Annotated in this window: 9 protein-coding genes; 6 read left to right on the top strand and 3 right to left on the bottom strand. The window is 69.2% G+C overall.

Going from position 1 to position 8,451, the window contains the following annotated elements:
* The first annotated feature begins 14 nt into the window (after positions 1-14).
* From B2869_RS03670 to B2869_RS03660, 3 genes are all read left to right on the top strand, one after another.
* On the top strand, positions 15-1,055 hold the full coding sequence (locus B2869_RS03670) for a sulfate/molybdate ABC transporter ATP-binding protein (protein ID WP_292762895.1): 1,041 nt from the start codon (positions 15-17) through the stop codon (positions 1,053-1,055).
* Positions 1,056-1,172: 117 nt separating this feature from the next.
* A complete protein-coding gene (moaA, locus tag B2869_RS03665) occupies positions 1,173-2,267 on the top strand; it encodes a GTP 3',8-cyclase MoaA (protein WP_292762892.1) in 1,095 nt (364 codons plus the stop codon).
* A gap of 7 nt (positions 2,268-2,274) precedes the next feature.
* Entirely contained in the window at positions 2,275-2,961 is a 687-nt protein-coding gene (locus tag B2869_RS03660) for a uridine kinase (protein WP_292762889.1), read from the top strand.
* Here B2869_RS03660 and B2869_RS18730 read toward each other — a convergent pair.
* The 3 genes from B2869_RS18730 to B2869_RS03650 all read right to left on the bottom strand — a co-directional run bounded on the left by B2869_RS18730 (position 2,958) and on the right by B2869_RS03650 (position 5,259).
* A complete protein-coding gene (locus tag B2869_RS18730; protein WP_373695406.1) occupies positions 2,958-3,239 on the bottom strand; it encodes a GNAT family N-acetyltransferase in 282 nt (93 codons plus the stop codon). The genes B2869_RS03660 and B2869_RS18730 overlap by 4 nt on opposite strands.
* 104 nt (positions 3,240-3,343) lie before the next feature.
* Positions 3,344-4,558, bottom strand: a complete 1,215-nt coding sequence (locus B2869_RS03655; protein WP_292762886.1) for an amidohydrolase — start codon at positions 4,556-4,558, stop codon at positions 3,344-3,346.
* 53 nt (positions 4,559-4,611) lie between these two features.
* On the bottom strand, positions 4,612-5,259 hold the full coding sequence (locus tag B2869_RS03650; RefSeq protein ID WP_021199258.1) for a TetR/AcrR family transcriptional regulator: 648 nt from the start codon (positions 5,257-5,259) through the stop codon (positions 4,612-4,614).
* Between the two features lie 158 nt (positions 5,260-5,417).
* Here B2869_RS03650 and B2869_RS03645 point away from each other — a divergent pair, with 158 nt between their 5' ends.
* The 3 genes from B2869_RS03645 to B2869_RS03635 form a co-directional block, all read left to right on the top strand.
* Positions 5,418-7,076, top strand: a complete 1,659-nt coding sequence (locus B2869_RS03645) for an ABC transporter substrate-binding protein (RefSeq protein ID WP_029265087.1) — start codon at positions 5,418-5,420, stop codon at positions 7,074-7,076.
* A gap of 73 nt (positions 7,077-7,149) precedes the next feature.
* The gene (locus tag B2869_RS03640) at positions 7,150-7,974 is read left to right on the top strand and encodes an ABC transporter ATP-binding protein (RefSeq protein ID WP_021199256.1); all 825 of its coding nucleotides are present in this window, start codon (positions 7,150-7,152) and stop codon (positions 7,972-7,974) included.
* Positions 7,971-8,451, top strand: a 481-nt coding sequence (locus B2869_RS03635; protein WP_414683267.1) for an ATP-binding cassette domain-containing protein, incomplete at its 3' end; no start/stop codon positions are given. The genes B2869_RS03640 and B2869_RS03635, both read left to right, overlap by 4 nt.

Raw genomic sequence — 8,451 nt, 5'->3', positions numbered from 1 at the left:
CCGTCGAACCGGGACTGCGCGCCGACATCGTGGTCGAGGGAGAGCACTTCGCCGTCGAGGTCGCCGTGCAGGCAGCGGTCGGCGAGACGGTCGCCGTCATGGGACCGAGCGGCGCGGGAAAGTCGACGCTGCTGCAGGCCCTCGCGGGACTCGAGCCATTGACCGCCGGGCAGATCGACGTCGCGGGACGCGTGGTCGACCGCGTGTCCGCGCCCCGCGTGCGGACCACGCCGATGAATCGGGGCATCGTGCTGCTGGGACAGGATGCACGGCTGTTCCCGCACCTCTCGGTGCGCGAGAACGTGGCCTTCGGCCCCCGAGCTGCAGGGGCGGATGCCCGCTCGGCACGCGACCTTGCGGACGAATGGCTCGCGCGCGTGGGACTCCGCGGTGCCGGCGGACGGATGCCCCGCGAGCTCTCCGGCGGGGAGGGGCAACGCGTCGCGGTCGCCCGGGCGCTCGCCGCGTCCCCGCGCGCGGTACTGCTCGACGAGCCGCTGGTGGCGCTCGACCCGGCGACGGCCGGCGACATCCGACAGATGTTGCGTGATCAGCTGGCCGGGATCACCACGATCGCGGTCACGCACGATGCCGCGGATGCCGTCGCACTGGCGGAGCGGCTCGTGATCATCGAGGCCGGTCGGGTCACACAGAGCGGACCGGTGCGCGCCGTCCTGTCGGCTCCGGCTTCCGAGTTCGTCGCGTCGATCGCGGGGGTCAATCGCGTGGCGGGGGTCGCCGCGGGCGGGGCCTGGCGGAACGGAGATCTGCACCTCACGACCACGGATGCCGGCTCGCTCGCGCTCGCCGCAGTCGACGGCACCCCTCTCGCTGCGGTCTTCCGCCCCGAGCACGTGCGCGTCGTCGACGCCGCGGATCCGGATGCCTGGCGCACCGAGGTCACGCGACTCGAGCCCACCCTTGCCGGTGTGCGCGTGCAGACCGCGGGATGCGCCGTCGATGTCTCCCTCGCCGACGCTGCCGTGCTCGCGCCGGGAGATGCGGTCCACCTGCGGGTAGACCCCGCGCACGTGAGCTTCGTGCCCGTGCTCTGACGAAGTCGCCGCCGACGCTTCCGGACACTGGCAATCTGCCGGTCGTCGCCACGAAACCGGCCCTGCCCCGGTCGTCGCGGGTTACTCTCGAACGATGACGGGGAGTGGGGAAGCGCCATGGCGGCCGTACCGGTCGTGATCGGTGTGCGCGCGCCGCGCGTCGATCCGTCTCCGCAGGCCGCCTCTCTCGCAGGAATCGGCGGAGGTCTCGTCGACACGCACGGCCGGGTGCATCGCGATCTGCGCATCTCGCTCACCGATCGCTGCTCCCTGCGCTGCACGTACTGCATGCCCGAGCAGGGCAACGAGTGGCTCGCCCGCACGAGCATCCTCTCCACCGACGAGATCGTCGAGGTGGCCGAAGTGGCCGCGGCCCTCGGCATCCGCACCTTCCGGCTCACCGGCGGCGAGCCGCTGCTGCGGACCGACATCGTCGAGGTGGTGAGGCGAATCTCCCGCATCGAGGGGGAGGAGGGCCCCGTCGAGGTCGCGATGACCACCAACGGCATCAGCCTCGCCCAGAAGCTCCCGGCCCTGATCGATGCCGGGCTCACTCGCCTCAACATCAGCATCGACACGGTCGATCGTCAGCGCTTCGCCGACCTGACCCGGCGCGACCGCCTCGACGATGTGTTCGAGGGCATCGCTGCGGCTGCGGCATCCGAGCTCCGCCCGCTCAAGCTCAACGCGGTCGCGATGCGCGGCGTCAACGACGACGAGCTGGTCGACCTCGTGGAGTTCGCGATGAGCGTCGGCGCGCAACTGCGATTCATCGAGCAGATGCCGCTCGACGCCGGACACACCTGGGACCGGGCCTCGATGGTCACGCGCGAGGAGATCCTCGCGTCGCTCGGGGAACGCTGGCGTCTCGACCCGGTCGAGGGTCGGGGAGGCGCACCCGCCGAGAAGTGGCAGATCGACGGCGGCCCGCATGAGGTCGGTGTGATCGCCTCGGTCACGGCCCCGTTCTGCGGCGCCTGCGACCGCCTGCGGCTGACGGCCGACGGCCAGCTGCGCAACTGCCTCTTCTCGCTCGCCGAGTACGACCTGACCGGGCTGCTGCGCGGAGAGTCGGCCTCCGCCCCGGGCGAGCGCGCCGATGAGATCGCCGCACTGCTGCGCTCGTGCGTGCACGGAAAACTGCCGGGACACGCGATCGACGACCCCTCCTTCCTGCAACCCGCTCGCGGGATGAACGCCATCGGCGGCTGAGCGGGCCGTGCGCACCCCGGATTCACGCTCGGCAGTGCTGTCGCAGCTCTGGGGCGAGATCGAGAGCCTCCGTCCAGACGATCGGGTCCTGGTGGCGCTCGACGGCTTCGACGGGGCCGGTAAATCCCACCTTGCGCGCGAACTCACGGAATACGCTCTGCGGCGGCGGGGGCGACCGGTTGTCGGAGTGAGCATCGACGGATTCCACCGTCCGAAGACGGAGCGTGTCGCTGCGGGTTCCGGCCCGGAAGGCTTCTATTCCGGTTCCTACCGATACGACGCCTTTCGCGACTGCGTCGTCGACCCTCTGCGCGGGCACGGCTCGATCACGCCGGCTGTCTGGGACGTCGGTCGTGACGAACCTGTCGACCCTGCACCGATCGCCGTCCCTCCGACGGGGGTCGTTCTCGTCGACGGGATCTTCCTCCAGCGTCCCGAACTCGGTGCGATCTGGGACGCGACGGTCTGGGTCCACGCGCCGTTCGAGGTCAGCGTCCCCCGGGGCAACGCCCGATTCCCAGGGAGCCACGACCCCGACCCGGAGGCGCCCTCCAACCGCCGGTACGTCGGTGGGCAGCGTCTGTACGTCGCGGAGGCCCGACCGCGGGAGCGGGCGACCTGGATCTGGGACAACACAGTCCTCGACCGGCCGACGGTGCGGCGGAACGGCGAGGATCCGGTTCCGGCCGACTAGTGAAGGCGCCGCTCGAAGACCACGTTGACCGGAGTGAACCCCTCTGCCTCGAAGAACGTGTGCGCATCGCGGCTGAACGACCACGAATCGAGTCTCACCGCGTCTACGTTCTCTGCGCGCCCGATGGCGACGGCAGCGTCCATCAGTTGCTGGCCGACGCCTTGTCGCCGTTGGTCGGGGTCGACAGCGATGTGGTGCACATACAGGCTCTTGGACGCGTGCCGGAACGGATTCGCAGGTCGCGCGTTGGACCCCGGTGTTGAGAGCGCTGAGCCGATCGAGGTCTGCTGCTGTCGCTCTTCGAATCAACATGTTCGAAGCCTGTCCACCGAGGGCCTTCGGGACTTCGGGGGCGAGCGCATCGCTCGGGGCACAGAGCGCGCTACGCGAGGAACTCCCGGGCGGCGGCCGACAGCGCGGTGACGCCGACCTCGATCGTCGGGTGGATCTCCGGTGCGAAGAACGGCGAGTGGTTGGTGGGGATGTCCTCGCCCAGGCGGCCCGCGGCGACCGCCTCGGCGAACCGGGCGGGGTCGATCCCGCCCCAGAACCAGAACACGAGGGGTGCCCCGGCGTCGCGGGCGAACCAGGAGACGTCCTCGCTGCCGGTGAACATTCCGGGGTCGATCACGGCAGCCTCGCCCAGGGCGCGCTGCAGAGCCGCGGTCACCCGGACGGTGGCGTCCTCGTCGTTGATGGTGGCCGGGAGGGTGTGGTCGGTGCGGATCTCGGGCTCTCGCTCGGCGCCGGAAGCGGTGGCCTCTGCCCGCACGATGCGCTCGACGCTCGCGAGCACCTTGTCGCGCGTCTCCTCGTTCGGATAGCGCAGGCTGAGCTCGAGCTTCGCCTCGGCGGGGATGATGTTGTTCTTGAGGCCCGCGTGGATCGATCCCACGGTCACGACGGCGACGCCCTGCGGGTCGATCTCGCGCGAGGCGATGGTCTGCAGGCGCATCACGGTGGCGGCGGCCATGACGACCGGTCCGATCGTGGCATGCGGGCGCGAGCCGTGTCCGCCGCGGCCGTGCAGGGTGACGGTGAGTCCGTCGGAGGCGGCCATCTGCGTGCCGCTGCGCACGCCGATCACGCCGGCGGGCAACGGGGTCACGTGCTGGCCGAGCACCACGTCGGGCTTCGGGTAGCGGTCGAGGATCCCGTCGTCGAGCATCGCTCGCGCTCCGGCGCCGTACTCCTCGGCAGGCTGGATCAGCACGACGAGGGTGCCCGACCAGTCGGATCGCTCGGCGACGAGCTTCTCGACCGCACCGATCATGGCGGTGACGTGCATGTCGTGACCACAGGCGTGCATGACGGGAACGGTGGTGCCCGCGGGGTCGACGCCCTTCGCCGTACTCGCGTAGGACAGACCGGTCTGCTCCTCGACCGGCAGTGCGTCCATGTCGGCTCGCACCCAGACGACCGGGCCTTCGCCGTTGCGCAGCACTCCGACCACTCCGGTCACCCCGACGCCCTCCTCGACCTCGAGCCCCAGATCGCGCAGGTGCTGGGCGGCGATGCCGGCGGTGCGCGTCTCCTGGAACGAGAGCTCAGGATGCTGGTGCAGGTCGATGTAGAGCGCTTCGAGGTCGATCGTCATGGCCCGAGCCTAGCCGGGCCGGCGGTCGTTGCCGAGGGTGCGCGATCGAGGGATCAGGCGGGGTGCACGTACGTCGGCAGCGCCGGCCCGGGGTGCAGCACGGCGTTCACGATCGCCTGGATCGCGAATTCGCTGGCTCCGCCGAGCTCGACGACGTCGGGGTGCAGGAGCCACTGCAGCTGCAGACCGTCCATCACCGCGAGGATCGCGGCGGCGGCTGCGGCGATCGTGTCGGGGTCGCGCACACCCTCCTGGGCGCACAGCTCGTGGAACGCCGCCGTGACCTCGCGACGCAGGGTCGTGTAGCGGTCCTCGAAGAAGTGCCGCGCCGGGTGGTCGTCGGTCACCGACTCGGCGGACAGCACCGTATAGGCCTGCACGATGCCGGGCCGCTTCTCGTTCGCGAACGCCGTGCGCACCAGGTGCAGGAACAGCTCGGGTCCGTCCGGGATGTGCTTCTCGGCGAGCTCGGCCACGTCGGCCTGGTCGCGATAGGCGAGAACCTCGAGCAGCAGCTTCTGCTTCGAGCCGAAGTGGTGCAGGACGCCGGCGTGGGTGATGCCGACCTGCTCGGCCACGTCGGCCAGAGTGCCGTTGGTCGAGCCCTTGTTGCCGAAGATCTCGACGGCCGCTTTGAGGATCTGCTCGCGTTTCGCGAGGGTCGCCGGGCGCACGCGCACTGTCTGGTCGCTGTCTACCACCGCGGCCTCCTCTCCATCGTCGGGCTGTGCTTGCGATCAAACTTACTACTCGGTAACCTCACGAGAGCTTACTTTCTCGACAGTAAGCAAATCACGACAGTCGGTGGACTCCCGTCCTCCGGCGACGCAGCACAAAGACCCGTGCCCTAGGAGAAGCAATGAAGCTCAGAAAGTCTCTGATCGCCGCGACTGCGATCACCGCCCTCGGCGTATCGGCCCTCGCCGGATGCTCGGCTGGCGGTGGATCCGACGATGGCGCCGGCTCCGCATCCCTCACCATCGCGAAGCCCGATGGCGCGATCACCACCGAATCCAACAACCCCTTCGTCGGCGACTCGTCCGCCTCGAAGTACGGCTACGGCAAGGTGATCTTCGAGACCCTCGCCCTCGTGAACCAGACCGGCGACCGTGGTGTCACCCCGTGGCTCGCCGACAGCCTGGAATGGAACGACGACTACACGGTGCTCACTGTCGTTCCTCGCGCCGACGTCACCTGGAGCGACGGCGAGCCCTTCACCGCCGAAGACATCGTCTACTCCTACGAGCTCGCCTCCACCCCCGCCCTCGACACCGCGGGCCTCCAGCTCGACAGCGCTGCCGTCGACGGCGACAAGGTCGTGCTGACCTTCGCCGCGTCGAAGTACGTCAACCAGGCCCGCGCCCTGCACGTGCCGATCGTCCCGAAGCACATCTGGGAGAACCTCGACGACCCGGCCACCGACCCCGTCAAGGGCGACGACCTGGTGGGTACCGGACCCTACGTCCTCTCGAACTGGTCGACCGAGTCGGTCACGCTCGACGCCCGCGACGACTACTGGGGCGGCGACCTGGCCGTGCCCGAGCTGCACTACGTCTCGTACGGCGACAACACCGCGCTCACCACGGCCCTCGCGAACGGCGACGCCGACTGGGCGCAGGCGTTCATCCCGCAGATCGAGGAGCAGTTCCTCTCGGCCGATCCCGAGCACAACAAGTTCTGGGCGGCTCCCACCACCGGTTCCGCGACGCTGTTCATGAACCTGCAGCAGAAGCCGTTCGACGACCCGGCCTTCCGTCAGGCGCTCGCCTGGGTGATCGACCGCGACGCCTACGTCGACATCGCCCGCGAAGGCGCCAGCGAGGCCGTCTGGTCGGTGACGGGACTCTCCTCGATCCTCGACGACGAGATCCAGCCCGAGTTCCAGGGCAAGGAGTACGCGGTCGACGCCGAGAAGGCCCGTGACCTGCTCACCACCGCCGGGTACACCTGGAAGGACGACGCGCTGATCGACCCCGACGGCGCACCCGTCTCGTTCACGCTCTCCGTCCCCTCCGGCTGGAGCGACTGGAACACCGCGCAGGAGCTGATCGCCGAAGATGTCACCGAGGCCATCGGTGCCGAGGTCAAGATCGACATGCCCGACTGGGGTGGCTGGGCGGACCCGCGCGACAACGGCACGTTCTCGGCGATCATCCACTGGCTCGAGGACAGCGGCACGGCCTACGGCCTGTACACGTCCACCATGGACCCGCGATGGATCTCGGACGGGAAGGCCGGCTTCAACTTCGGTCGCTTCGACGACCCGACGGCGACGGCCGCGCTGAACTCCTACGCCAACGCCTCGTCGGACGAGGAGCGCACCGCCGCGGTCGACACGCTGCAGACGATCTTCTCCGAGCAGGTGCCGGCCATCCCGCTGGGCGCGCACCCGCTGCTGGGCGAGTTCAACACCCGCAACTACGTCGGATGGCCTTCGGAAGAGGACCCGTACGCGTCTGCCGACCCGACTCAGCAGAACATCGTGCAGATCCTCACGAAGCTGAAGCCCGCCGAGTAAGCAGCATCCTGCCGGGGAGCCCGCCTCGACGACGGTGCGGGCTCCCCTGATCAGGTCGACGAAGGACACCCTCATGCCAGACCCCCTGCTCAGCGTGCGCGACTTCTCGGTCGTGTACGACGTCGATCCGCCCGTCGAGGCGGTGAAGAACGTCACCCTCGAACTGCAGCGCGGCGAGATCCTCGGTCTCGCCGGTGAGAGCGGATGCGGCAAGACCACGCTCGCCTACGGTGTGCAGCGCCTGCTCCGGGCACCCGCGGTCATCACCGGCGGCAGTGTGACCTTCCACGATGTGACCGGGGTCGACATCGACATCAACGCCCTCGGCGTGGATGCCATGCAGCGATTCCGCTGGGACAAGGTCTCGATGGTGTTCCAGGGGGCGATGAACGCCCTCAACCCGGTGGCGACGATCGGTTCGCAGCTGGAGGACGTCTTCGAGATCCACCGCCCGGACATGAACCGCAAGCAGCGGCGCGCCGAAGCCGAGGAGCTGCTGGAGATCGTGAAGGTCGGACGCCAGCGCGTGCGCTCCTTCCCGCACGAACTGTCCGGCGGCATGCGCCAGCGCGTGATGATCGCGATGGCCCTCGCGCTGCGTCCGCAGCTGATGGTCATGGACGAGCCGACGACCGCCCTCGATGTGCTGGTCCAGCGGGAGATCCTCAAGCAGATCTCGCAGCTGCGGCACGAATTCGGCTTCTCGGTGATCTTCATCACCCACGACCTTCCGCTGCTCCTGGAGATCAGCGACCGGATCGCGATCATGCGGGAGGGCGAGATCATCGAGCTCGCGACCGCGGAACGCATCTGGACGCAGCCCGAGCACGAGTACACGAAGACACTGCTGTCGTCGTTCCCCCGACTCACCGGGGAGAGAGGGGTGCTGGTGCGATGACCACCCTCGAATTCCGCGGTGTCACCAAGGCCTACAACGTGCGCGGGGCGGGCCAGATCAAGGCCCTCGACGACGTGAGCTTCACCCTGACCTCCGGGCGCACGATCGGGCTGGTCGGCCAGTCCGGGAGCGGCAAGTCGACGATCGCGAAGATCCTCACCCAGCTCGAGACCCCGACCAGCGGAGAGGTGCTGCTCGACGGCACGCCCATCCCTCGTCGCGGGAGGGGACTGCGGAAGTACCGGCAGCAGCTGCGCATGGTGTTCCAGGATCCGTTCGCCTCGCTCAACCCGTACCACTCGATCCGCTATCACCTGGAGCGGCCGATCCGTCTCGACGACGTCGTGCCGAAGAAGCAGACGGAGGACGAGGTGCGCCGGCTCCTCGCGCGCGTGCGCCTGGACGCGGACGCGGTGATCGATCGACGCCCGCACGAGCTGTCCGGTGGCCAGCGGCAGCGCGTGGCCATCGCCCGCG

This window comes from Microbacterium sp. UBA3486 (assembly GCF_002377845.1).
Classification (GTDB): Bacteria; Actinomycetota; Actinomycetes; order Actinomycetales; family Microbacteriaceae; genus Microbacterium; species Microbacterium maritypicum_A.
This window is presented reverse-complemented; position numbering and strand designations above follow the sequence as displayed.

What these genes read in the sequence shown, in the direction of transcription:
- moaA (WP_292762892.1), top strand. Translation starts at nt 1,173, where the DNA reads ATGGCGGCCGTACCGGTCGTGATCGGTGTGCGCGCGCCGCGCGTCGAT.
- B2869_RS03655 (WP_292762886.1), bottom strand. Translation starts at nt 4,558, where the DNA reads ATGACGATCGACCTCGAAGCGCTCTACATCGACCTGCACCAGCATCCT.
- B2869_RS03645 (WP_029265087.1), top strand. Translation starts at nt 5,418, where the DNA reads ATGAAGCTCAGAAAGTCTCTGATCGCCGCGACTGCGATCACCGCCCTC.
- B2869_RS03640 (WP_021199256.1), top strand. Translation starts at nt 7,150, where the DNA reads ATGCCAGACCCCCTGCTCAGCGTGCGCGACTTCTCGGTCGTGTACGAC.